This is a genomic window from Pandoraea apista (assembly GCF_001465595.2).
Lineage (GTDB): Bacteria > Pseudomonadota > Gammaproteobacteria > Burkholderiales > Burkholderiaceae > Pandoraea > Pandoraea apista.
Map to the genome: position 1 here is coordinate 3,651,778 of NZ_CP013481.2, position 25,134 is coordinate 3,676,911.

Here is a 25,134-nt window from a genome sequence, read left to right on the forward strand (position 1 = left end):
CCCTATGGCCAGTCGCCGGTCAGAAGTCGTCGCGCGCCGCCTCAAGCGGCTTGAGCGTTTCGCCTTCCAGCACCTTGACCTGCTGCTCCACCTTCTCGAGCAAGCCCTGGCAATATTTCACGAGGACAGCACCGCGCCGGTAAGCGCCGAGCGATTCCTCCAGCCCCAACTCACCGCCCTCCATGCGCGCCACCAGCTTCTCCAGCTCGGCGAGCGCAGCCTCATAGGTCTCGGGCAGGTCCTGCGGCACCTCAGGCACCGCGTCTTGCGACTTTGCAGTCTTGGCCATAAACGCAAAATTCAGGTCGAATGTTCCATTTTACGGCAAAAGCGCGACAGCTCGCAGAGCGTAAATTGCCTGAAAACCGTTCGCGGTGACAATTTTCGGACATTATTTAACGCAAATCATGGACTTAGCAGCCCCCGACAGCGCATACCGGGTATAATCGTCGGTTCCCTAAATCGATTCTTCGATGGTTGGGTTGTTCACTGCTTTCAAGCTCGACGGGAGTGGGAATGTCCAATCTAAGCAGCGCTTTGCAATTGAAACCGGCCTCGAGCCAATTGCCGGTCTACACGTATTTCGATGAGGCGCTCCTCGCCCGCGAACGTGAAGTCCTATTCAAACACGGGCCTCGTTACGTAGGTCACGAACTGATGGTGCCGGAAGCGGGCGACTATTTCGCCCTGCCGGCTGAGCAGGAAGGTCGCATGCTGGTCCGCAACGGCGCGGGCGAGCATAACGGCATCGAACTGCTCTCGAACGTCTGCCGCCATCGTCAGGCGGTCATGCTCAATGGACGCGGCAAAGCACGCAATATTGTGTGCCCGCTCCATCGCTGGACTTACGACACGACGGGCGAACTGCTCGGCGCGCCGCATTTCCCCGAGAAACCGTGCCTGAACCTTGGCAAGTTCCCGCTGCAACGCTGGAACGGGCTGCTGTTCGAAGCAGAAGGTCGCGATGTACAGGCTGATCTCGCGCGTCTGGGCGTGAAGCATCATCTCGACTTTTCGAACTTCATGTTCGATCACGTCGAAGTGCACGAATGTAACTACAACTGGAAGACGTTCATCGAGGTTTATCTCGAGGACTACCATGTCGTGCCGTTCCATCCAGGACTGGGCAGCTTCGTCTCGTGTGAAGACCTGAGCTGGGAGTTCGGCGACTGGTACAGCGTCCAGACGGTAGGCGTGCACGAAGGTCTCGCCAAACCGGGCAGCCCGATCTATCGCGACTGGCACGACGTGCTGCTGCGCTACCGTGAAGGGGTTCCGCCGGACTTCGGTGCGATCTGGATGGTGTACTACCCGCACCTGATGATCGAGTGGTATCCGCATGTGCTAGTCGTATCGTGGCTGATTCCACGCGGACCGCAGAAGACGACGAACATCGTCGAATTCTATTACCCCGAGGAAATCGCGCTCTTCGAACGTGAATTCATCGAGGCAGAGCGTGCTGCGTACATGGAAACTGCCCGTGAAGACGACGAGATCGCCGAGCGCATGGATGCAGGCCGTCGCGCCCTGTTCGAGCGTGGCGTGTCGGAAGTCGGCCCCTACCAGAGCCCGATGGAAGACGGCATGCAACATTTCCACGAATTCCTGCGTCGCCAGATGGGCGACTTCTGAGCGATTCGCCCCGGAAACTCTCATCAGGTGAGAATGCAGGCATATCCGGCTGAAGTCCCGCCGGACGGCAATGGGGTACTGGCGAGACTGAATTAAATATTTGCCGAATTTTCACGGAACGGCGGACCATCGGTCCGCCGTTTTCGTTAGAATCGTTGCCATGCTTCAGATATGACCATGCGGTAACAAGTCATACCGCACGAGTCGCCCGCGTTCAGCAAAAAACGCGCTTCTTCGCCGCCAATCGGCCACAATTCGCCATGCAATCGCTCTGGATGTTGGTCTCCGCCTTCATGTTCACGTTGATGGGGCTCTTCATCAAACTGGCGGCAAACGAATACAACACCGGCGAAATCGTTCTCTACCGCAGCCTTATCGGCGTTATCGTCCTGCTGGCAATTGCAGGTGTGCGGGGGAAGACGATCCGCACTCGCCACCTTGGCTCTCACGTCAAACGCAGCACGGCCGGCGTTATCTCGCTGGGCCTCTGGTTCTATTCGCTCACGCAATTGCCGCTATCTACGGCGATGACGCTCAATTACATGTCGCCGATCTGGATTTCGCTGATCGTCATGGCGACTGCCGCGATGCGCGGCAGCCTGCGGACCGACTTTCGTCTGGTGGCAGCCATCTTCGCGGGTTTTGTCGGCGTGGCGCTGCTGCTCCAGCCAACCATCGACAGCCAGGCGTGGGGAGGCGGTGTTGCAGGCGTTGTCTCGGGCGTGTTCTCGGCGGTAGCGTACATGCAGGTAAAGGAGCTTGGCGCGGCGGGCGAGCCGGATTGGCGCATCGTCTTCTATTTTTCGCTCGGCGGCGTATTGCTGGGCCTTGGCTGGGTCGCGATCGACGGCATGCATCCGCTGACATGGCGCGGCACTGCGCTCATGCTGGGCATCGGGATTGCCGCGCTCATCGCGCAAACGGCGCTCACCCGGGCCTTCAGTCTGGGCAATACGCTCGTCACTGCGAATCTGCAATATTCCGGCGTAATCTTCGCTACACTGATCAGCATGCTTGTCTGGGGCGATTGGCCCGCACTGGCCGGCTGGATCGGCATGCTGCTGATTGTGGCGAGCGGCATGACGGCACTGCGCCGACCATCGGTGCCTGCCCGAAGCTGACTGGGCGTCTCGCGAAGGCGCAGAGGCGTAGAAGCGCTCGGTCACACTTCCGGCTGGCGAGCGCACCCTTACGGGGGGCGCGCACGATCCGCCCGGCAAGCAACGCGGTCAGTTGCCGCTGAACGATTCCCCCACGCCCGTCTGCGGAGACGTCATGATTCACACGCATTTCACCACGCTCATCAGTCCGCAAAATCTCGATGCGCTGATGCAAACCGCCGCCGGTGGCGGCGCCCCGGTGGTCATCTTCGATTGCCGCTTCGATCTCGCCAACCCGGCCGCTGGCGAGACCGCCTATGTCGACGGGCATATCTTTGGCGCGTTTTACGCGCACCTCGACCGCGATCTGTCTGGAAGGCCAACTGGCAAGAACGGCCGCCACCCCCTTCCCGATCGCGATGCGCTGGTGCGTTACCTCGCCGACTGCGGGCTCTCGAAAGGCCAGCAGGCTGTCGCCTATGACGCACAGGGCGGCATATACGCCGCGCGCTTGTGGTGGCTGCTGCGTTGGCTCGGCCACGAATCCGTTGCGGTGCTCGATGGCGGCCTGCAAGCCTGGGAAGCGGCGGGATTCAAACTCGATGCAGCACCGCCTGAAACACCACCGGCCGGCGACTTCACCCCCGGCGAGCCGCTGGCGACCACCGCAGATGCGGCAGCCATCGAACGCAATCTGACGTCACATGAACGTCTGGTCATCGATGCCCGCGCACCGGATCGTTATCGAGGCGAGAACGAGACCCTCGATCCGATCGGCGGCCATATTCCCGGCGCAGTCAATCGCTTCTTCAAAGACAACCTCGGCCCCGATGGCCGTTTCAAGCCTGCCGCCACGCTTCGAGAAGCGTTCATGCAAGTCATCGGCAAGGATCGGCAGCCGGAGCGCGTCATCTCGCAATGTGGCTCGGGCGTGACCGCCTGCCATAATCTGCTCGCAATGGAGGTGGCCGGACTTCACGGCGCCAGCCTCTATCCGGGATCGTGGAGTGAATGGTGTGCCGACAAGCGCCGCCCCGTGGCCACCGGCGCGCAACCGTAAATCACACAGCGTCTGCGCTCCTGCTTCTGTGGTGGTGACGCGGCGAGAATGAAAAAGGGCGTCTCAAGGGACGCCCTTCTTTATGGATTCACGACTCAACACCCAGCGTCGAGAACCGTGTAACCCCATCAATGCGGCAACTTGCCGGTCGCCACATCGCCGCTACCGTCAACGGCTGGTGTCTGAGTCGTCATAGACATTGCGAGCGCGTTGCCGCCGTCGTCGTGGTCATGTCCGTGGTCGTGATCATGATCGTGTCCGTTGAGCCACACGACCAGCGTCAGTCCGACGGCAATCAGCAGAATCTGCGGCAGCGCGTCGCGCGGCGAGGTCCGACGCTGCATCTGTGGCATCAGGTCCGACACGGCGATATAGATGAAGCTGCTCGCCGCCAGCGCCAACAGGTACGGAATCAGGCTCTGCAAACGGTCGAGCATGAAGTAGCCGAGCACGCCACCGGCCAACGCCGTCAGGCTCGACGCCAACGTCAGCACCAACGCTTTGCGACGCTTGAAGCCCGCGTTGAGTAACACCATGAAGTCGCCGAGCTTGTGCGCGACTTCGTGAACCGTGATCGACACCGTTGCCGCCACCCCGAGGCGCGGATCGGTGAGAAACGCCGCAGCAATTACAACGCCGTCGGCAAAGTTGTGAATCGCACTACCGACCAGAATCATCCAGCCGCCCTTGCCTGCCTCATGGGCATCGTGCCCATGCTCATGGTGATGTCCATCGCCCTCGTGATGGTGACTGTGGCGCAAGAGCGCCAGCTTCTCCAGCAGGAAGAACCCAAGCAACCCGCCCAGCAGCCAACGCGTGATGACATGGGCGTCGACGTGCGCCTCCAGACTCTCCGGCAGCAAATGTAACAGCGCCGTGCCGAGCAGCACGCCCGCCGAGAAACTCACCATCTTGTCGATCAGCCTCGATAGCAGGCCGAGCGACAGCGACGCCGCCCCGGCAAGGCTCAGCGCGCCGGAAGCCAGCGTGGCGATAACGATGAATATGAAGATGGCGTCGATGGTGATTCTCCTGCAGGCAAGCCGGCGATTTAACCAGCTTTTACCGTTACAGGCAAACCGACCGCCCGCAAAAGGCAATAACACCCAACGTATCTGGTGTGCAGGGCGCATTCCATACGTCCGATACACTCGATACGTTCAACGTCTTCGGCACTTCCGATGTCCCTGCCCCGCGCGCTTGCCCCCATTTGCCGGCTCGCTCGGGGCATCGGCAACTCAAATCACGCCGTGCTTACGGAACCAATCCAACGCCAGCGTCCAGCCCTCCTTCGCGTCGGCCTCGACATAGCTCGCCCGGTAGTCCGCAAAGAAGGCGTGTCCAGAATTCGGAAACACTTTCAGTTCCGAGCCCTTCGACGCCGCATTGCCTTTGGCCAGCGCCTCGCGCGCCTGTTCGACGCTCGCCACCGGAATGCCCGTGTCTTTGCCACCGTACAGACCCAGCAGCGGCCCGTGCAGTTGACCCGCAATATCGATCGGGTTCTGCGGGAAGTTGGCACTCTTGTCGCCGACGATTCGCCCGTACCAGGCGACAGCGGCCTTTACATTTGGATTGTGTGCGTCGTACAGCCACGCCACACGCCCGCCCCAGCAAAAACCGGTGATCCCCAGACGCTTCTCGTCACCGCCATGGGCCGTCGCCCATTTAACCGTCGCATCGATGTCGCTCATCACCTGCTTGTCCGGCGTCTTTGAGACGATCTGCGATTGAATTTCGGCAATCGTTCCCAGCGACTGCGGATCGCCCGCCCGGGCGAACAGTTCCGGCGCCAGCGCAAAATACCCGAGTTTGGCGAAGCGACGGCAGATGTCGGCAATATGCTGATGCACGCCAAAGATCTCCGAGACCACAATCACGGTCGGCAAATGTGTCTTGCCCGCAGGCTTCGCGTAATAGACCGGCATCTTGATGCCCGGCACGTCGAGCATAACTTCGCCCGCATCGAGCCCCTGCGTATCGGTAGTAATAGTTTCGGCCGCCACCGGCAGCACGGCCAGCGCGAACGCCGAGCCCACCGCGGTCTTCAGAAAATCACGTCGATTGCGCGGCGCCACTTCGGGCACGAGACTATCCAGATCCGCTTGCGACATATCGCACTCCAGAGAAAAGAGTCAGTGGAAGAATTGCCGGGAAGACTGCCAACGGAAAGAGTAACGAACCGTCGGTCCGAAGCCAGACGTTCGGATATTACTAGAGAGGGGAGGGACTTGCACTCAGACACCGGCGCGCTCGCGGTCGGATCAATCCGAAACCGCGACCGTCCGGCAGGAACAGGCATTCCGACGGCAGGGGCGGCACGCTTGCCCCCTGGCGTCGAACGTCTCAATGCAATTTGACGCGCGGCACGGTAGAGCGTCGCAGACGGTTGGCAACGGTATCGAGCATCATGCGCCAGACACCATGCAGCGCCGCCACGTGCATGCGATAGAGCGACGTGTACATCACTCTCGCGAAGAGCCCTTCGATGAACATGCTGCCGCCGATCAAACCGCCCATCAGGTTACCCACGGCACTGAATCTGCCGAGCGAGACGAGCGACCCGAAATCGCGATACGTGAAGGCCGGCAGGCTTTGGCCCTTGAGCCGTGCATCGATAGCCTTGACCAGAAAACTTGCCTGCTGATGTGCCGCTTGCGCACGCGGCGGCACGAACCCGTGTTCCGGCCACTCGCAGCTCGCGCAGTCGCCAAAAGCGAAGATATCCGGGTCGGTCTTGCTTTGCAGTGTCGGCAATACTTCGATCTGATTCAGACGATTGACGGCGAGTCCCAGCGTACCCAGCACCGGCGGGGCCGTGATTCCCGCCGACCAGACCGTGATGTCGGCAGGCAGCACTTTTCCACTGGTCGTCGTCACTTCGTTCTTGCGCACCTCGGCGACCGAATCGCCGCACAGAATGTCGACGTCGAGCTTGCCGAGCAATCCTGCAACCGCGCCTGACACCCGCTCCGGCAGCGCCTTCAGAATGCGCGGACTCGATTCGATGATGGTGATGCCTACGTCCTTGCGCGGATCAAGCTTCAGACCGTAAGAGCGGAGAACTTCCGCCGTATTGCGCAGCTCCGCCGACAGTTCCACGCCCGTTGCACCCGCCCCCACAATGACCAGATTGACCTTGCGCCGCCCCGACGCCGGCACGAGCGCGCCGCCCTGCACGCCATCGCTCGGAGCGGCATTCCGCCCTGCCGGAGCCTCGGCCTCATTTTGCGCACGCACGCAGGCCGCCATCAGACGGCGGCGGAAACGCTCGGCCTGCTCGACCGTGTCCAGTGCAATGGTGTTTTCCTGCGCCCCGGGCACACCGAAGAAGTTGGTGGTGCTGCCCATAGCGAGCACGAGCGTGTCGTACGGCAAGGTGCGCTCGGGCAGCAGATCGCCCTCGCCCTCATCAGCCGCCGCCGGCACCGCCGCCAGCCGGATCGTCCTGGCCGCGCGATCCAGGCCGATCATCTCGCCCGCGGCGAACTCGAAGTGGTGCCAGTTGGCCTGCGCAACGTAGGAAAGCTGGTGCGTTGCGGTGTCCATGACACCGGCGGCCACCTCATGCAGCAGCGGTTTCCAGATGTGCGACAGCGAACGATCGACCAACGTCACCTGAACGTCCTTGCCACGCCCGTACTTGTCGCCCAACCGGGTGACAAGCTCCAGACCGCCGGCGCCGCCGCCGACCACAACAATGCGATGCACACTCACGATAACTCCCCGTGCTTGGAAAACCGTCCGGCCGGTCGGCAACTGCCAGCCCGGCGATAGCGATCACCTTACCGCAGAGTGCGGCCTTCGGGTATGCCCGCATCCCTATTCCCGTTATTGGCGTCCCCGATTGTCGCTGCGATCAAGCCGTGTCGCGCCCTGTCCGCGCACGCACTTTAGGCGTCAACCCAGTCGAGCGTGTCAGTGCGCCTGCTCCCAATTCTCGCCAACACCGACTTCGGCGATCAGCGGCACACGCAACTTCGCCACGCCGCACATCAATTCCGGCAGGCGCTTGCGAACCTCGGCCAGTTCGTGATCGGGCACTTCCAGCACCAGTTCATCGTGCACCTGCATGATCTGACGCGTCTGCAAGCCGCTATCGTCCAGCCAGCGCTGCACGGCAACCATCGAGAGCTTGATGAGATCGGCGGCGGTACCCTGCATCGGCGCGTTGATGGCGGCGCGCTCGGCCGCCTGACGACGCGGACCGTTGCCACCGTTGATATCCGGCAACCACAACCGGCGGCCGAATACCGTTTCGACGAAACCCCGCGCCTTGGCGCTCTTGCGCGTCTCGTCCATGTAGCGGGCCACGCCAGGGTAACGCATGAAGTAGCGGTCGATGTACTGCTTCGCGGCGTCGCGCTCGATCCCGAGGTTTGCGGCCAGCCCGAACGCACTCATGCCGTAGATCAGACCGAAGTTGATGACCTTGGCATAACGACGCTGCTCTGAAGAGACTTCCAGCGGCGTGACGGCAAAGATCTCCGCTGCCGTTGCCCGGTGGATGTCTTCGCCATTGGCAAATGCACGCAGCAGGCTTTCGTCGCCCGAGATATGCGCCATGATGCGCAACTCGATCTGCGAATAGTCGGCCGACACCAGTTGGCTGCCCGGCGGTGCGATAAACGCTTCACGAATGCGACGCCCCTCGGCCGTGCGCACCGGAATGTTCTGCAAATTCGGATCGTTCGACGCCAGACGCCCGGTGATCGCAACCGCCTGTGCGTAGTTCGTATGCACACGGCCGGTCGACGGATTGACCATCTTCGGCAGCTTGTCGGTATAGGTCGACTTGAGCTTGGCGAGGCCACGGTAGTCGAGCAACACCTTCGGCAACGGATAGTCTTCCGCGAGCTTCTGAAGCACTTCCTCGTCGGTCGACGGCGCGCCGCTGGCGGTCTTCTTGACGACCGGCAGTTGCAACTGCGTAAAGAAGATATCGCCGATCTGCTTGGGAGAATTCAAATTGAATTGCTGGCCGGCCAATGCGTAGGCTTCCGTTTCAAGCGCGATCAGCTTATGGCCGATCTCGTCGCTTTGCGCGGCGAGGCGAGCGGTATCGACGAGCACGCCGTTACGCTCCATACGCTGAAGCACCCGCGCCGTCGGCATTTCAATACTGCTGTAGACAAATTCCAGCGTGGCTTCGCGCGCCACATCGGGATAAAGCGCGCGGTGCAGGCGCAACGTAATGTCGGCATCTTCGGCGGCGTAAGCCGTGGCCTGCTCGATTCCGACTTCGTCGAAGCCGATCTGCTTGGCGCCCTTGCCGCATACGTCTTCATATTTGATCGTCGTCACGCCGAGGTGACGCAACGCCAGACTGTCCATGTCATGGCTGCGATGCGATTCAACCACGTACGACTGAAGCAGCGTGTCGTGGGCAATGCCGCCCAACGAGATGCCGTAATTCTCGAGCACATGCGAGTCGTATTTCAGATTCTGACCGACCTTCTTGTGATCCGGGCTCTCGAGCCAATGCTTCAAGCGTGCGAGCACTTCGTCGCGCGGCAATTGCTCGACCTCGCCCGGCGCACGGTGTGCCACCGGGATATAGGCAGCACGCCCCGGTTCGCACGAGAACGACAAGCCAACCAGTTGTGCCTGCATCGCATCGAGCGACGTGGTCTCGGTATCGAATGCCGTCAGGTCGGCGGCCTCGATGATTTTCAGCCACGCGTCGAACTGCTCCCAGGTCAGCACCGCTTCGTACTGGCGCTCGATTGTGTCGGCTACCGGCGCCGGCGCTTCCTCGCCGACCTTCGCGGCAACGGCCGTCTCTGCTTCGCGCAACAGGGTCTTGAAGCCGTGACGCGCGAAGAAATCGCGCAACGTCTCGACATCCTCGGGTTGTGTCTGCAAGCTTGCTTCGATGGAGGTGACCTGCGGCGCGAGATCGCAATCGAGCGCGACCGTCACGAGCTTTCGTCCCATCGGTAGCCAGTCGAGCGCGCGGCGCAGGTTCTCGCCGACCGCGCCTTTCACTTCCGCCGCATTGGCAACGAGGTTATCGAGATCGCCATATTGCGTGAGCCACTTGACGGCCGTTTTCGGTCCGCACTTGTCCACGCCCGGCACGTTATCGACCGTGTCGCCCACGAGCGTGAGGTAGTCGACGATGCGCTCGGGCGGCACACCGAACTTCGCGGTGACGGCATCGGCATCGAGCGTCTCGTTGGTCATGGTGTTCACCAGCGTGACGCGATCGTTCACGAGTTGCGCCAGATCCTTATCGCCCGTAGAGACCACCACGCGCATGCCACGCTCGGCCGCCTGCTTCGCCAGCGTGCCGATCACGTCGTCGGCTTCTACGCCGTCGATCATCAGCAGCGGCCAGCCCATGGCGCGCACGGCTTCGTGAATCGGTTCGATCTGTGCGCGCAGATCTTCCGGCATCGACGGACGATTCGCCTTGTATTCGGGGTACCAATCGTCGCGAAAGGTCTTGCCCTTGGCGTCGAAAACGCAGGCGCTATACTCTGCATGTACGTCTTTACGCATGCGGCGCAGCATATTGACGATGCCGTGCAGCGCCCCCGTGGGTTCGCCATTGGGGCCGCGCAAATCCGGCAGGGCGTGATAGGCTCGATAAAGATAACTCGAACCATCGACCAATAAGAGCGTCTTACCTTCCAGACTTTGCTGTTCCGACATATGACCAAGAGAAGAAAAGAGATACCGAGTCTGCGCATGTTGGCAGACCATGAACGCGCCACCGCAAAAAAGGCGCGCGCATCGTGGCAGATGTTCACGATTATGGCAGAGTTCATCGAGGCGACCGAGTACCTGTCGGAGATCCGGCCGGCCGTGAGCATCTATGGCAGCGCGCGTATCAAGCCGAAATCGCCGTTCTACAAACTGACGATGACCATCGCCCGCAAATTCTCCGACAACGGGTTTGCGGTGATCTCCGGCGGCGGCCCCGGCATCATGGAAGCGGCCAACAAGGGCGCGCATGGCGGCGCCTCCCCCACCGTTGGCCTGAACATCGAATTGCCGCACGAACAGAAGGGCAATCAGTACCAGGACATTTCGCTGCGCTTCCGCCATTTCTTCACGCGCAAAGTCACGTTTGTGAAGAACTCGGACGCCTTCGTGATCATGCCCGGCGGCTTCGGCACACTCGATGAACTGTCCGAAGTCCTGACCCTTATCCAGACGCAGAAGTCGCGCCACGTGCCCGTGATTCTCGTGGGTACGGAATTCTGGAAGGGGTTGCTCGACTGGGTGCGCACGACAATGTTGCCAATGGGACTGATCGGCGAGAAGGATCTCGATCTGGTGCAGGTCATCGACGATCCAGACGAAATCCTCAAGGCCGTGTTCGCCTTCTACGACGGCCACATCGAGCCCGAGACGGAGACCAGCGAGAAGATGTTCTACCTGTAATCGCTGTCCGCTTCATCCATGAAAAAACGGCGCCGCATGTGATTGCGGGCGCCGTTTTTTTGGGACAGACGCTGAATCTGTCGCGAGGTTCAGTCGCTTCGTCGATCAGCAGCCGGTTTCGCGCGGCGTGGTTTCCACTTCCAGACCGAACAGCGGGCGCAGACGCGTGCCGAGCACGTTGCCGAAGAACGCTGCCGCCAGCCACAGCCAACCATGCAGGCTGCCGGAAATGATGCCGCTGAAATACGCACCGATATTACAGCCGTACGCCAGGCGAGCCCCGTAACCGAGCAGAAGCCCGCCTACCACGGCCGCGATCAGCGAGCGCACCGGAATCTTCCACACGGGAGCGAACTTGCCAGCGATGGAAGCCGCAGCAAGGGCTCCAAGAATGATGCCGATGTCCATCACCGTCGTGACGTCCTGCGTGACCGGAGCGTTCAGCACGTTGGCCTGCTTTGCCCAGTAGGGCCATGAGGCCACGTCAACGCCAAGCGCCATGAAGGCCTTGGCGCCCCAGAGGGCGAACGCCGACGTCACGCCCCACGGACGGCCGGCCAGTGCCAGCGTCGCGTAGTTGAGCAGCACGAGCGCCAACGCGCCCCAAAGCAACGGCCACGGACCTCGCAGCAAGGCGGGAGCGCCCTTCGCGCTGCGCGTCATCGGCACGCCGACGACCCGGCCATGGCGACGTTTTTCCGCCCACAACGTAAAGGCGCCGATCGCGGCGAACAGCACGAGGTTAGCGATGAGTGCGGGCCACAGCCCCCACACCTTGACCAGCGACACCGGCTTGATATGCGGCAGCGTCTCCCACCAGGGCAGATGCGCTGTGGCGACCACAGAGCCGACGATGAACGCGGCCAGCGTCACGATCATGCGCGTGCTGCCGCCCCCCACGGTGTAGAGCGTGCCCGACGCGCATCCGCCGCCGAGTTGCATCCCGATACCGAAAATGAACGCCCCGAACGCCACCGACACGCCAACCGGCGAGACGAGGCCCACGACTTTGTTACCGAACAGCGTCCCGTCGGCCAGCGCGGGGAAGAACAGCGCGACCCCGACCGCGAGCATGACCATTTGCGCGCGCAACCCCGCACCGCGACGATCGGCGATGAACACGCGCCACGCCGAAGTGAACCCGAACGCCGCGTGATAAAGGGCCACGCCGAGGAGTGCCCCGACACCGGCCAACGCGGCTTGCTTCGGGCCATCAGCACCAGGGCGACGGCAAGCGGCCGGGCGTTATATGAGGAAGGCGAAGGCGGGGCCGTTTTGACGGCGGCCGAAGCGGCAGAAGAAGACATATGACTTGCGGACTCCAGAATGCAGATGGGTGGCGCTCGGCCACCCATTAAGACAACGTTAGAAAATGCCAGAACGAGGCAGCAAGGAAAACAACTGTTTCGTGATTTTCTTATTACCCAGAGGAATATAGGGAATGGCGATCAAGCGTTTGCGACCGGCCAGCCCCCCTTCCCCCTCGCGCTGAAGCAGCCGCCCGGAACCCATCGCCACCCCGGGCGCAAGGAACCACGGGCATTCAACGCGATTTCACGATGCGAAGCGGGGGACGTTTGATAGAATGGACATATTGGAACCCGCTGCGCCGGTCCGGCTTGGCTCACACGTCGCGGATGCGTTCCCGCCTTCGGAGAATAATGATGAAAACGCGCCTTTCCCATGCCCTGCCCCTGTTGTTCGGTGCCGGCCTGTTGCTCGCCGGCCATGCATTTGCCCAGGATGGCAAGGAAACCGCCGCGCAAGCCGCCAAACGCGAGGCCGATGCCCGCGCCGCCGCCACCAGCAGTTCGTCGGTAGATGTCAATCAGGAACGCAAGCCGAGCTATTACGTCAACGACCAGGGCACGACCGTGACCGAGTACCGGGATCGCGGCAAGCCTACGGAAGTGGATGTTCATTCCCGTTTCGGCACGAACTATCAGTTGACCACGCCGCCGGACAACTCGCCACGCGCGCGCGACAACACGTCGCAAAACGACCGCTTGCCGTCCGTCGGCCTGAAGTTCTGACGTCTCTGGTAATCTGACTCACCCGCGCGCACCGCCTGGCGGCGCGCCAGCTTCCTGTATGTCTCGAATCAGCGGCCCGCTGCACGTGCACGGGCCGTTTGTCTGAGACACCTCCACTTAACGCAAGCATGGCCGTTTTCACTTCCGTCTCGCCCGAGCAGCTTCAGCAATGGCTGCAACGCTACGATTTGGGGAAAGTTCTCGATTTCCGGGGCATCAGCTCCGGCATTGAAAACACCAACTACTTCCTGACGACCGAGCGCGGCGAGTTCGTGCTGACGCTGTTCGAGAAGCTCACGGCAACGCAGTTGCCGTTCTATCTCCAGTTGATGGGACACCTCGCGCATCACGGCGTGCCGGTACCCGACCCGATTCCCGATCGCGCCGGCGAGATTCTGAGCGAACTGAACGGCAAGCCCGCAACCATCGTCACGAAGCTAGCGGGCCGCTCTGAACTGGCGCCCACGCCCGAGCACTGCACGCACGTGGGCGCCATGCTCGCGCGCATGCATCTGGCCGGGCGCGATTTCACGCTTGAGCAGGCCAACCTGCGCAGCCTGCCGTGGTGGCGCGAAGCGGCGCCCGAAGTCATGCCGTTCCTAAGCAACGCAGAACGCGCGTTGTTGCAAAGCGAGATGGCGCATCAGGAGGCGTTTTTCGCGTCGAGCGACTATCGCGCGATGCAGGCAGGGCCGTGCCATTGCGACCTGTTCCGAGACAATGTTTTGTTCGACAAGGCCGAAGACGGCTCGCCTCGCCTGGGCGGATTCTTCGATTTCTACTTTGCGGGTTGCGACAAGTGGCTGTTCGATCTGGCGGTAACGGTCAACGACTGGTGCTGCGACCTGTCGACCGGCGTGCTGGACGAGGCTCGCGTGCGTGCCATGCTGCGCGCCTACGAGACGGTGCGCCCGCTCACGAATATCGAAGCGGCTCACTGGCGCGATATGCTCCGGGCGGGGGCGCTGCGCTTCTGGGTGTCGCGCCTGTATGATTTCCATTTGCCGCGGGCGGCCGAAATGCTCAAGCCGCACGATCCGGGGCATTTCGAACGAATCCTGCGCGAGCGCATCGAAGCCGTTTCCATTCCCTGGCTGTAACCTGACGTCCCATCGGAGTCATTCGAACCCTATGCAATTGCTTGAAGTCCCGCCGAAGAGTGGTTATGTGTGGCTGCGCCAGGGTATCTGGCTGTTCCGCAAGAATCCGCTCGCCATTCTGACGCTGCTCTTCGCCTACTTGTTTGGCGTGATGCTGCTGTCGATCCTGCCGGTCGTGGGCGCGTTCCTGCCGCTGCTGTTCATTCCCGGCCTGTCGGTCGGCTTCATGGCCGCCTGCCGCGACATCATCAAAGGCAAGCAGGTCTTGCCGAACGTGCTGCTCGACGGCTTTCGCGGTCACGGCAAGGAAGTGTCGCGCCGGCTGCTGATCCTTGGCGGCTATTACATAGTGGCAATGGCCGTGGTGTTCCTGTTCTCGGCGCTCTTCGATGGCGGCGACCTGCTCAACAAGATGATCTTCGGCGGCCGCATCAGCGAAGAATCGCTCATGAACGGCTCGATGGGGCAAGCCATGCTCGCAGCAGCCGTGGCGTATGTGCCGGTCGCGATGATCTTCTGGTTCGCGCCGGTGCTTGTGGCCTGGCACGATGTCCCCCCCATCAAGGCGCTCTTTTTCAGTTGGACGGCCTGCGTGCGCAATTTGCGCGCCTTCTTCGTCTATGGGGTTTGCACAGCAGTGGTGGCCACGGTACTGCCGCTGATCGTGGCACTCACGATGGCTGCAATGGGCATCCATCAATACGCCATGCTCGTACTCATGCCGTACTCGATCCTGTTTACGGCCGTGTTGTACTGCTCGTTCTATGCGAGCTATCGCGGCTGCTTCGGCGTGCAGGAAATCGGCGCTATCGATCCGAACGTCGCGCCGCCGGAGGCGTAAGCGCCAACACTGCCACCGGACAAGAGGAACATCCGGGAAAGCAGGCGAAAAAAAGGGCACCCGAGGGTGCCCTTTTTTATGGCTGACGACGGCGGCGTTACTCGATTGGCTGGAGCTTGGCGACAGCCAGCGCGAGCCACTTTTCACCATGGCGGCCGAATTTCACGTGCGCGCGCGCTTCTACGCCCGTCCCCTCAAGCCCGATAATCTTGCCCTCACCGAACTTGGTGTGGAACACTCCCTGCCCGAGCTTGAAGCCGGTCTCCGAAGCGCGCGAACGGTCGGCAAGGGCCTGCTCCGACTTGGTTGCCACCCATTCGTCCTGCTTCGTCGCCCCCACCTGCGGACGCGAAAACCAATCGCGCCCCCATGCCGGCTCAGCTTGTCCCAGACGCGCGCCCGGCTGCGCACGCGGCGTCAGGAACTTCAGCACCTCCTCCGGAATTTCCTCGAAGAAGCGCGAACGCACGTTGTAGCGCGTCTGGCCGTGCAGCATTCGGCTTTGGGTGAACGAGAGATACAGCCGCTCCTTCGCTCGCGTGATCGCCACATACATCAACCGGCGCTCTTCTTCGAGACCGTCGAGTTCGAGCGCGCTGTTTTCGTGGGGGAACAGCCCTTCTTCCAGCCCCGTGACGAAGACCGCGGTAAATTCCAGCCCCTTCGCCGCGTGAACCGTCATCAGTTGCACGGCGTCCTGCCCGGCTTCGGCCTGATTGTCCCCGGCCTCGAGCGACGCATGCGAGAGAAAACCGGCGAGCGGTGTCATTTCCACCGGGGTATCGGCGTCGACCACACCATCGGGCGAGGCCAGCACGTCCGGGGCGCCCGGCAGCGAGGGCCGCGTGGCGATCAAACGCGCCGGCGCGTCGAGCCCATAGCCCTCCTCCGCGATAAACGCCGTAGCGGCGTGCACCAGTTCCTGCAAGTTCTCGATGCGATCCTGACCTTCTTTCTCGGTCTGATAGTGCGCAATCAACCCGCTTGCGTCGATGACGTGCGTCACGACCTCCGGCAGCGTGAGGCGGGCGGTGTCCTGCCGCATTTGCTCGATCAACCGCAGGAACCCCGTCAGATTGGTGCCCGCCTTGCCGGTCATATAAGGCACGGCGGCGTACATCGAGCAGTTGTACAGACGCGCCGCATCGGCCAGTTGCTCAAGCGAACGTGCGCCGATCCCGCGTGTCGGGAAGTTCACGACACGGGCAAATGCCGTATCGTCGTTCGGATTCTCGATCAGACGCAGGTACGCCAGCGCGTGCTTCACTTCCTGGCGCTCGAAGAAGCGCAGCCCGCCGTACACGCGATACGCAATGCGCGCCCCCACCAGTGCGTGCTCCATCACTCGCGACTGGGCGTTGCTGCGATACAGAATGGCGATGTCCTGACGCGACAGACCCTGCGCGACAAGCGCCTTGATCTCTTCCACGAGCCAGCTCGCCTCTTGCAAGTCGGTCGCGGCTTCGTAGACCCGGATCAGTTCGCCATGCCCCGCATCGGTGCGCAGATTCTTGCCCAGACGCCGTGCGTTATTCGAAATCAACGCGTTGGCGGCATCCAGGATGTTGCCGTGCGAACGGTAGTTCTGCTCCAGCTTGATCATGTGACGAACGCGGAATTCGCGCTCGAAGTCAGCCATATTGCCGACGTTGGCACCACGAAACGCGTAGATGCTCTGATCGTCATCACCCACGGCAAACACTGCGGCGTTCGATCCCGCTAGCATCTTGAGCCAGGCGTACTGGAGTTTGTTCGTATCCTGAAACTCGTCGACGAGAATGTGGCGGAAGCGCGACTGGTAGTGCACGCGCAGGGGCTCGTTATGCTTGAGCAGTTCGAAACAGCGCAGCAGCAGTTCGGCAAAATCGACCACACCCTCGCGCTGACACTGTTCCTGATAGGCGGTGTACAGCTCGACGAACTTCTGGTTGAAGGCGTCGTTGGCCTCGACCTCGTGCGGGCGCAGCCCCTGTTCCTTCGCGTTATTGATGAAATATTGCAGGTTTTTCGGCGGATACTTCTCATCGTCGACATTCGCCGCCTTCATCATTCGCTTGATGGCGGAGAGCTGATCGGCCTGATCGAGGATCTGAAAGCTCTGTGGCAGTCCGGCGTCGCGGAAATGCGCACGCAGCATCCGGTTGCACAGGCCGTGGAAGGTGCCGATCCACATGGCGCGGGTGCTGATCGGCAGCATGGCGCCCAGACGCGCCTGCATCTCCTTGGCCGCCTTGTTGGTAAAGGTCACCGCCAGAATACCGGCCGGACCCACGTGGCCCTGCTGGATCAGCCAGGCGATACGGGTGGTCAGCACGCGCGTCTTGCCGGATCCTGCGCCCGCGAGAATAAGGGCTGGCTCGTCCGGGAGCGTCACGGCGGCCAGTTGTTCGGGGTTCAGATTGGCTAACAGATCGGGCATGTCGGGAGGGAATTTCGAGTGAACCCCGATTATAAATCCTGCTGCGGCGCGGAAACGGCACCGAATCTTTTATAATTCAGGGTTTCACGCATTACACGGTCCATCCAATCCATGAGCGACAGCGACAATACGCTTGCCAAGAGCTTCGAGCCGCAGGACGTCGAAGCCCACTGGGGCCCCGAATGGGAACGCCGCGGCTATGCCCGGCCCACTTTCGACGACGCCCGTGAAGATTTCAGCATCCAGTTGCCGCCGCCGAACGTTACCGGCACGCTGCACATGGGGCACGCGTTCAACCAGACGATCATGGATGGCCTCACCCGCTATCACCGCATGAAAGGCGCCAACACCCTCTGGGTGCCGGGCACGGACCATGCGGGCATCGCCACGCAGATCGTCGTCGAGCGTCAGCTCGACGCCCAGAAGGTCTCGCGCCACGACCTCGGCCGCGAGAAGTTCGTCGAGCGTGTCTGGGAATGGAAGGAACAGTCGGGCAGCACGATCACGCGTCAGGTGCGCCGTCTGGGCGCCTCCATCGACTGGAGCCGCGAGTACTTCACGATGGACGAAAAGATGTCGCGGGCCGTGCGCGACGTGTTCGTCACGCTGTACGAGCAGGGACTGATCTATCGTGGCAAGCGCCTCGTGAACTGGGAATCGACCCTGCTCACCGCCGTGTCCGACCTGGAAGTCGTCAGCGAAGAGGAAGAAGGCTCGCTGTGGCATATCCGCTATCCGCTGGCCAACGGTTCGGGCTCGCTCACGGTTGCCACCACGCGTCCGGAAACGATGCTCGGCGACGTGGCGCTGATGGTTCATCCGGAAGATGAGCGCTACAAGCACCTGATTGGCCAGATGGCCAAGCTGCCGCTGTCGGATCGAGAAATTCCGATCATCGCCGACGATTACGTCGATCTTGAATTCGGCACGGGTGTGGTGAAAGTCACGCCGGCGCACGATTTCAACGACTACGCCGTGGGCCAGCGTCACAACCTGCCGCAAATCAGCATTCTCACGCTCGACGCGAAAATCAACGACAACGCCCCGGAAAAGTATCGCGGGCTGGATCGCTTCGACGCACGCAAGCAGATCGTGGCCGACCTCGACGCGCAGGGTCTGCTCGAATCCGTCAAGCCGCACAAGCTGATGGTGCCGCGCAGCGACCGCACGGGCACGGTCATCGAACCGATGCTGACCGACCAGTGGTTCGTTGCAATGAGCAAGCCCGCGCCGGAAGGCACGTTCCATCCGGGCAAGTCGATCACCGAGACTGCGCTCGACGTGGTGCGCAGCGGTGAAATCAAGTTCGTGCCGGAGAACTGGACGACGACTTACAACCAGTGGCTCGAGAACATTCAGGACTGGTGTATCTCGCGTCAGTTGTGGTGGGGCCACCAGATTCCCGCGTGGTACGACGACGCGGGCAACGTGTACGTCGCCCGTACGGAAGAGGAAGCGACCGGGAAGGCCCGCGCAAACGGCTTCACCGGTGCGCTCAAGCGCGATGAAGACGTGCTCGACACGTGGTTCTCGTCGGCACTGGTGCCGTTCTCGTCGCTGGGCTGGCCGCAAGAGACGCCGGAACTGAAACATTTCCTGCCGTCGTCGGTACTCGTGACCGGCTTCGACATCATCTTCTTCTGGGTGGCGCGCATGGTCATGATGACCACGCACTTCACCGGCAAGGTGCCGTTCAAGACCGTGTACGTTCACGGTCTCGTTCGCGACGCAGAAGGCCAGAAGATGTCCAAGTCCAAGGGCAACACGCTCGATCCGATCGACATCGTCGACGGTGTGTCGCTCGACACCCTCCTCGCCAAGCGCACGACCGGCCTGATGAACCCGAAGCAGGCGGCGAGCATCGAGAAGAAGACTCGCAAGGAATTCCCCGACGGCATTGCACCGTTCGGCACCGATGCGCTGCGCTTTACGTTTGCGTCGATGGCCACGCTCGGCCGAAACATCAACTTCGACCTCGCACGCTGCGAAGGCTATCGCAACTTCTGCAACAAGCTGTGGAACGCCACGCGCTTCGTGCTGATGAACTGCGAAGGCCAGGACTGCGGCATGGCGCCGTGCGTGGGCGATTGCGGCCCCGACGGTCAACTCGACTTCTCGCGCGCCGACCGCTGGATCGTGTCGCTGTTGCAGCGTGTGGAAGCCGACGTTGCGAAGGGCTTTGCCGACTATCGCTTCGACAACATTGCCAGCGCGATCTACAAGTTCGTGTGGGACGAGTACTGCGACTGGTATGTCGAACTGGCGAAGTGGCAGATCCAGAACGGCACGCCGGCGCAACAGCGCGCCACGCGCCGCACGCTGCTGCGCGTGCTGGAAACGGTGCTGCGTCTGGCTCACCCGATCATTCCCTTCATCACCGAAGCCCTGTGGCAAAAAGTGGCGCCGTTGGCCGGTCGTTACCCGGCGGACAAGGCGGCGGGCGAAGCCAGTATCATGGTGCAGCCGTACCCGGTGGCGGACATGAGCAAGATCGACGAAGGCGACGAAGCCTGGATGCAGCAGTTGAAAGCTGCCGTCGATGCGTGCCGTAACCTGCGCGGCGAAATGAACCTGTCGCCGGCGCAACGTGTACCGTTGCTGGTCGCAGGCGATGTGGAATTCCTCACATCGATCGCGCCGTATCTGCAAACGCTGGCCAAGCTCTCCGAGGTTCAGGTGCTGGCCGACGAAGCCACGCTCGACGCGCAGGCAGCCGGCGCACCGCTCGCCGTGGTGGGCGCGAACAAGCTGGCGTTGAAGGTTGAAATCGATGTTGCCGCGGAGCGCGAGCGCCTCGGCAAAGAAGTCAAACGTCTCGAAGGCGAGATCGCAAAGTGCCATGGCAAGCTCTCCAACGAGAGCTTCGTGGCCCGCGCGCCCGCCAATGTCGTGGAACTCGAGAAGCAACGATTGGTCGACTTTGAAGCCGTTCTCGGTAAGTTGCAGGCCCAGTTGGCCCGCCTGCCAGCCTGAGACGCTCGACATCCACCAGGGAGATACCAATGAAAACCGTTGTGACCAAAGCCGTGTTCCCCGTTGCAGGCCTCGGCACTCGATTCCTCCCGGCGACCAAGGCCAGCCCGAAAGAAATGCTGCCCGTCGTCGACAAGCCGTTGATTCAGTACGCGGTGGAAGAGGCGGCGGCCGCCGGCATTACGGAGATGATCTTCGTGACGGGCCGCAACAAGCGCGCCATCGAAGATCACTTCGACACGGCTTTCGAGCTCGAAGCCGAACTCGAAGCCAAGAACAAGCAGGCGTTGCTCGACGTCGTGCATTCGATCAAGCCGCCGCACATCGATTGTTTCTATGTGCGTCAGCCCAAGGCGCTGGGGCTGGGACATGCCGTGCTGTGCGCCGAAAAGCTGGTGGGCGATGAGCCGTTCGCGGTGATCCTCGCCGACGACTTGCTCGACGGCGAGCCGCCGGTGCTCAAGCAGATGGTCGATTTGTACAACCAGTATCACAACTCGCTCATCGGCGTGGAAGAGATCCCGATCGAGCAAAGCCGCTCGTACGGGATCGTTGCGGGGAACGAGTGGGGCGAGAAGGATATCGTCAAGCTGACGAATATCGTCGAGAAACCTGCGCCGGAAAATGCACCGTCGAATCTGGGGGTCGTCGGCCGTTACGTACTGCGTCCGCGCATTTTCGATTGCATCCGCGAGATCGATCCGGGTTCCGGTGGCGAGATCCAGTTGACGGATGCGATCCAGAAGCTGATGCAGGACGAGGTTGTCCTGGCGTATCGCTACAAGGGCAAGCGCTTCGATTGCGGCAGCAAGCTCGGCTACCTGAAGGCGACGGTGGAGTTCGCACTGCGCCACCCGGAGCTGAAGGACGCCTTCCGCGAGTACCTGCGCGAGACGCACGGCGATCTGGTGTAAGCGCCGGGTACTGAAGCCCCCAAAGAAAAAGCCGACGGCGTGTCCGTCGGCTTTTTTGTGCCCGCAGCGCTGTGCGATCAGCGGCGGCGCATCAGGAAATGGAACGTCTTGCCTTCTTCGCGCGACTCGATGAGTTCATTGCCGGTCTGCTTGGCAAATGCGCTGAAGTCGCGCGCCGAACCAGGATCGGTGGCGATGATGTGCAGCACTTCGCCGCTCTGCATTTCGGCAAGCGCCTTCTTGGCGCGCAAGATCGGCAGCGGGCAGTTCAGGCCGCTCGCGTCGACTTCTTTCTGAAATTCCATGCTCATGTCCCTCTCGTCAGTCCTGTCAGTCTTGTTCGAATCTTGTGCCGGGTTCACCCTGCAAACCGCGATTCTACCGTAGTCGCCGCAGCAAACCGCCTGCGGGCCGTCAGCCCGCTATCGACAGCCTTGCAGAATCCACGTATTCGACCGGTAGATTGCGTCTGCGCAGCCACTCGGCCACCGCATGTCCGGTGCCTGCACGCCAGGGGCGCACCCGTTCCGGCGGCACCAGACGGAACTCCGCAAGCTCTTCCGAGAGACGAATATCACCATCGCAGACCGCGTGATAGGCGATGATCAACTCGTTCTTGCGCATGAATTCGTAGACGCCGAGCAGCGAAATCGCGTCGGTTTCCAGGTTGGTCTCTTCCTTGATTTCGCGCCGCACGCCGTCTTCGGGCGTTTCGTCGCGCTCCAGAAAACCGGTGATGAGCGCGAACATGCCCTCGGTCCACGCAGCATTGCGCGCCAGCAGGATCTGACCGCGATACTCCACGAGGCCGGCCACCACCGGCAACGGATTGTCCCAGTGGACAAAACCGCAAACGGCATCCGGACAAGCGCGCCGAATACGCCCGGCGACTTCGCGCGAGTCGAGCCGCGAAGCACAGCGGGGACAGAAAATGAGTTCGTTCATGAGGGTTCTTCCGCGAATCCGAATATCTTAAATGAACTCATGACGCGATGCACATTCGGAAGATTCCGAGACGTCTGCGGACCAACCCCATGAGGACTGCGGCGTATAATCGACCGACCTTCTCCTCTCTTCACACACGACCCCGTGTCAGCTATCCCGCCAAACACCGAGTCCGCATCGCCTCCCTCGCCGCCTTCGCCGACACCCTCGCCTGCGTCGCCTTCGTTATCGACACGTCTGGCCAAACGGGGAGTCAACCGCTCACGCCGCCTGTGGCACAACTACGGCGTGTTCTGGCTCGGTGCCGTACTTGTGGGGCTGGTCTCGGTGGCCTATGCGAAACTGATCGACTTCGGCTTCGAGCTGTTCCAGCGCATGCTCTCGCACGGCGCGTGGCTGCCGCTGATCGTCACACCACTGGGCGCCGCCCTGGCAATCTGGCTGACGCAGAAGTTTTTCCGGGGTTCAGAAGGTAGTGGCATTCCGCAGGTCATCGCCACGCTGCAAGACTCTCGGCTGTCGAAGTCGCTGCTCTCGCTGCGGATCATGTTCGGCAAGATCGCGATCTCGTTTCTGGGCATTCTTTGCGGCTTCACCATTGGCCGCGAAGGGCCAACCGTACAGATCGGCGCGTCGCTCATGTACGCCATGCGGCGCGGCTACCGCCGCAGCAGCGTGCACATTGAGCGCCAACTGGCGCTGGCAGGCGCAGCCGCCGGTCTGGCGGCCGCGTTCAACACACCGCTCGCGGGCGTGGTGTTCGCCATCGAGGAATTGAGCCGCAGTTTCGTTGCCCGGAACAGCGGCACGCTCATCACCGCCATCATCTTCTCTGGTGTCGTGGCGCTCGGCCTGCAAGGCAATTATCTGTACTTCGGGCAAATCAAGGCGCTCACCGAGTTCCACTGGGCGCTGATCCCCGTGCTCATCGCCGCCAGCCTGCTCTCCGGTGTTGCGGGCGGCCTGTTCGGCTGGCTGATGCTCAACGTGCCGCGCTGGATGCCCGCGCCGCTCGTGAGCCTTCGCCAAACGTATCCGGTGCGCTTCGCGTTTCTGTGCGGACTAGCCATCGCGGTGATCGGCGTGGCCTCGGGAGGCACGACCTTTGGCAGTGGATATGCAGAGGCGCGCGGTCTGCTCGAGTCGCATCTGGCGCTCTCACCGCTCTACGCCATGCTGAAGTTCGCCGCGCTGTGCGTGTCGTACCTGTCGGGGATTCCGGGCGGCATCTTTGCGCCATCGCTCGCCATTGGCGCCGGGCTCGGCAATGTGATGACGCACATCACGTCAGCGGTACCGCTGCCGGCCATGGCCGCGTTATGTATGGTCGGGTATCTGGCGGCGGTCACGCAATCGCCGATCACGTCGTTCGTGATCGTCATGGAGATGATCGACGGGCATCAGATGGTCATTCCGCTCATGGCCGTTGCCCTGCTCTCGACGCAGGTCTCGAAAGCGATTGCGCCATCGTTCTATCACACGCTGGCACATCGATTCCTTACCCCTAAAGCGCCCTCGCCGCGACAGGCATAACCGCACCGCCGGGCCGCGCGCAGGCATCGCTCAGGCGTTTGCGCTCAGTGCCCGGATATCTGCGGCCAGACGTTCGACCGTCTCCGGGCGGGTATCCCACGCGCACATGAAACGGCAACCGCCGGCACCGATGAACGTGTAGAAGCGCCAGCCCCTGGCGCGCAGCGCTTCGATCACATGCAGCGGCAGTTCCGCGAAGACCGCGTTGGCTTGCGTCTCGAACATGATCGACACGCCCGGCACATCGCGAATACGCTGAGCGAGCAATTGCGCCATTGCATTGGCGTGGCGCGCGTTGCGCAGCCACGTGTCATGTTCCAGCATGCCAAGCCACGGCGCGGAAATGAAACGCATCTTCGACGCCAACTGTCCAGCCTGTTTGACCCGATAAGCGAAATCTTCCGCCAGCGCGCGGTTGAAGAACACCACGGCCTCGCCGACCGGCAAACCATTCTTCGTGCCACCGAAGCAGAGCACGTCCACGCCCGCCCGCCAGGTCACGTCGCCCGGATGACAGCCCAGCGTTGCTACCGCATTGGCGAAGCGAGCGCCGTCCATATGCACGCGCAGATTGCGCCGCTTGGCCGCCGCCGCGATCGCCTTGATTTCATCGACTGTGTAGACGGTACCGACCTCGGTTGCCTGCGTGAGCGTAACGACCTTGGGTTTCGGGAAGTGGATGTCCGAGCGCCGGTTGATGACCGACTCGATGGCATCCGGCGTGAGCTTGCCGTTGTTCTCGCGTCCGCGCGCAGTCAGCAGCTTCGCGCCGTTGGAGAAAAATTCCGGACCGCCGCACTCGTCGGTCTCGACATGCGCCAGTTCGTGGCAAATGACGGAGTGATACGACTGCGACAACGAGGCCAGTGCCAACGAATTGGCCGCCGTGCCGTTGAAGACAAAGAACACCTCGCAGTCCGTGTCGAACAACTGACGAATACCGTCGCACACGCGCTGCGTCCACGTATCGTCGCCGTAGGCAACCTCGTGACCGCTGGCATTTGCCTCGATCAGATAATGCAGCGCCTCTGGGCAAATCCCGGCGTAATTATCCGATGCGAAGTGTTGCGGCGTTTGCGGCGTTTGCGCCGGTTCGCTGCCAAGGAGGGCTTGGGCAGCCGTGTGAAGACTCGATACGGACGGGACTTGCGACATAACAACCTCATCGATACGGTGGGAACGCCATGAGAAT

General features: G+C 61.8%; 19 protein-coding genes and 1 pseudogene. 10 read left to right on the forward strand and 10 right to left on the reverse strand.

The annotated features are described in order from the left end of the window. Positions 1-19: 19 nt before the first annotated feature. Positions 20-289, reverse strand: coding sequence for an exodeoxyribonuclease VII small subunit (locus AT395_RS16590; protein ID WP_042116740.1), 270 nt, complete (start codon positions 287-289; stop codon positions 20-22). 227 nt (positions 290-516) lie between these two features. On the opposite strand from AT395_RS16590, the gene AT395_RS16595 reads away from it, so the two are divergent. From AT395_RS16595 to AT395_RS16605, 3 genes are all read left to right on the forward strand, one after another. After that, entirely contained in the window at positions 517-1,632 is a 1,116-nt protein-coding gene (locus AT395_RS16595; protein WP_042116743.1) for an aromatic ring-hydroxylating oxygenase subunit alpha, read from the forward strand. A gap of 260 nt (positions 1,633-1,892) precedes the next feature. Next, on the forward strand, positions 1,893-2,753 hold the full coding sequence (locus AT395_RS16600) for a DMT family transporter (protein ID WP_042116745.1): 861 nt from the start codon (positions 1,893-1,895) through the stop codon (positions 2,751-2,753). Positions 2,754-2,907: 154 nt separating this feature from the next. Beyond that, entirely contained in the window at positions 2,908-3,792 is an 885-nt protein-coding gene (locus AT395_RS16605) for a sulfurtransferase (RefSeq protein WP_058375218.1), read from the forward strand. A gap of 128 nt (positions 3,793-3,920) precedes the next feature. Here the strand turns inward: AT395_RS16605 and AT395_RS16610 are convergent, their stop codons facing one another. The 4 genes from AT395_RS16610 to polA all read right to left on the reverse strand — a co-directional run bounded on the left by AT395_RS16610 (position 3,921) and on the right by polA (position 10,449). Then, on the reverse strand, positions 3,921-4,925 hold the full coding sequence (locus AT395_RS16610; RefSeq protein WP_231606168.1) for a ZIP family metal transporter: 1,005 nt from the start codon (positions 4,923-4,925) through the stop codon (positions 3,921-3,923). Between the two features lie 105 nt (positions 4,926-5,030). Continuing rightward, positions 5,031-5,906 carry a dienelactone hydrolase family protein gene (locus AT395_RS16615; RefSeq protein ID WP_048629801.1) on the reverse strand — a complete coding sequence of 292 codons (876 nt, stop codon included), beginning with the start codon at positions 5,904-5,906 and terminating at the stop codon, positions 5,031-5,033. Positions 5,907-6,138: 232 nt separating this feature from the next. Continuing rightward, positions 6,139-7,503: an NAD(P)/FAD-dependent oxidoreductase gene (locus tag AT395_RS16620; protein ID WP_048629867.1), complete on the reverse strand. Its 1,365-nt coding sequence runs from the start codon at positions 7,501-7,503 to the stop codon at positions 6,139-6,141. Positions 7,504-7,710: 207 nt separating this feature from the next. Further along, the gene (polA, locus tag AT395_RS16625) at positions 7,711-10,449 is read right to left on the reverse strand and encodes a DNA polymerase I (RefSeq protein ID WP_048629802.1); all 2,739 of its coding nucleotides are present in this window, start codon (positions 10,447-10,449) and stop codon (positions 7,711-7,713) included. On the opposite strand from polA, the gene AT395_RS16630 reads away from it, so the two are divergent. Continuing rightward, the gene (locus AT395_RS16630) at positions 10,450-11,184 is read left to right on the forward strand and encodes an LOG family protein (protein ID WP_042116753.1); all 735 of its coding nucleotides are present in this window, start codon (positions 10,450-10,452) and stop codon (positions 11,182-11,184) included. Between the two features lie 105 nt (positions 11,185-11,289). Here AT395_RS16630 and AT395_RS16635 read toward each other — a convergent pair. Then, positions 11,290-12,390 (reverse strand): annotated as a pseudogene (locus tag AT395_RS16635) (YeeE/YedE family protein); the annotation flags it as partial. Positions 12,391-12,845: 455 nt separating this feature from the next. On the opposite strand from AT395_RS16635, the gene AT395_RS16640 reads away from it, so the two are divergent. The 3 genes from AT395_RS16640 to AT395_RS16650 all read left to right on the forward strand — a co-directional run bounded on the left by AT395_RS16640 (position 12,846) and on the right by AT395_RS16650 (position 15,158). Then, entirely contained in the window at positions 12,846-13,217 is a 372-nt protein-coding gene (locus AT395_RS16640; protein ID WP_224787559.1) for a hypothetical protein, read from the forward strand. Between the two features lie 128 nt (positions 13,218-13,345). Further along, on the forward strand, positions 13,346-14,317 hold the full coding sequence (locus tag AT395_RS16645) for a homoserine kinase (protein ID WP_048629803.1): 972 nt from the start codon (positions 13,346-13,348) through the stop codon (positions 14,315-14,317). 31 nt (positions 14,318-14,348) lie between these two features. After that, positions 14,349-15,158, forward strand: a complete 810-nt coding sequence (locus AT395_RS16650) for a BPSS1780 family membrane protein (protein WP_042116762.1) — start codon at positions 14,349-14,351, stop codon at positions 15,156-15,158. 97 nt (positions 15,159-15,255) lie between these two features. Here the strand turns inward: AT395_RS16650 and AT395_RS16655 are convergent, their stop codons facing one another. Continuing rightward, positions 15,256-17,577 carry a UvrD-helicase domain-containing protein gene (locus AT395_RS16655; RefSeq protein WP_048629804.1) on the reverse strand — a complete coding sequence of 774 codons (2,322 nt, stop codon included), beginning with the start codon at positions 17,575-17,577 and terminating at the stop codon, positions 15,256-15,258. 111 nt (positions 17,578-17,688) lie between these two features. On the opposite strand from AT395_RS16655, the gene AT395_RS16660 reads away from it, so the two are divergent. Both AT395_RS16660 and galU read left to right on the forward strand, forming a co-directional pair. Then, positions 17,689-20,550, forward strand: a complete 2,862-nt coding sequence (locus AT395_RS16660; RefSeq protein ID WP_048629805.1) for a valine--tRNA ligase — start codon at positions 17,689-17,691, stop codon at positions 20,548-20,550. A 29-nt stretch (positions 20,551-20,579) separates the two neighbouring features. Beyond that, positions 20,580-21,464, forward strand: a complete 885-nt coding sequence (galU, locus tag AT395_RS16665) for a UTP--glucose-1-phosphate uridylyltransferase GalU (RefSeq protein WP_042116767.1) — start codon at positions 20,580-20,582, stop codon at positions 21,462-21,464. Between the two features lie 77 nt (positions 21,465-21,541). Here galU and AT395_RS16670 read toward each other — a convergent pair whose 3' ends face one another. Further along, positions 21,542-21,769 (reverse strand): sulfurtransferase TusA family protein, encoded by a 228-nt coding sequence (locus tag AT395_RS16670; protein WP_010806302.1) that lies wholly within the window; start codon positions 21,767-21,769, stop codon positions 21,542-21,544. A 109-nt stretch (positions 21,770-21,878) separates the two neighbouring features. Further along, complete coding sequence (locus tag AT395_RS16675; protein WP_042116771.1) at positions 21,879-22,409, reverse strand: NUDIX domain-containing protein; 531 nt, start codon at positions 22,407-22,409, stop codon at positions 21,879-21,881. A gap of 237 nt (positions 22,410-22,646) precedes the next feature. Between AT395_RS16675 and AT395_RS16680 the strand changes: the two genes are divergently transcribed. Next, complete coding sequence (locus AT395_RS16680) at positions 22,647-23,942, forward strand: chloride channel protein (protein ID WP_042118847.1); 1,296 nt, start codon at positions 22,647-22,649, stop codon at positions 23,940-23,942. A gap of 30 nt (positions 23,943-23,972) precedes the next feature. Here the strand turns inward: AT395_RS16680 and AT395_RS16685 are convergent, their stop codons facing one another. Further along, a complete protein-coding gene (locus tag AT395_RS16685) occupies positions 23,973-25,097 on the reverse strand; it encodes a threonine aldolase family protein (protein ID WP_072632853.1) in 1,125 nt (374 codons plus the stop codon). Positions 25,098-25,134: the final 37 nt, after the last annotated feature.